Origin of the sequence: Streptomyces virginiae, assembly GCF_000720455.1 — a bacterium.
Taxonomy (GTDB): domain Bacteria; phylum Actinomycetota; class Actinomycetes; order Streptomycetales; family Streptomycetaceae; genus Streptomyces; species Streptomyces virginiae.
This window is the reverse complement of the sequence record NZ_JOAK01000122.1, coordinates 1-241: the sequence shown is the minus strand read 5'-3', so window position 1 is coordinate 241 and position 241 is coordinate 1. Positions and strand designations below refer to the sequence as shown.

Sequence of the window (241 nt, the reverse complement as noted above, 5' to 3'; positions counted from 1 at the left end):
CCCACAGGGTCCCCCCTGCAGTACCATCGGCGCTGAAAGGCTTAGCTTCCGGGTTCGGAATGTAACCGGGCGTTTCCCTAACGCTATGACCACCGAAACACTATGAAATTTGAACGCTGGCATGAACACAGCTGTTCGTTATTTCAGAACTAACACAGTGGACGCGAGCAACTGAGGACAAGCCCTCGGCCTATTAGTACCAGTCAGCTTCACCCGTTACCGGGCTTCCACATCTGGCCTA

At 53.9% G+C, this 241-nt stretch carries 1 rRNA gene; it reads right to left on the bottom strand.

From position 1 onward, the window contains the following. Positions 1-97, bottom strand: a 5S ribosomal RNA gene (gene rrf / locus IG86_RS40485); the annotation flags it as partial. Positions 98-241: the final 144 nt, after the last annotated feature.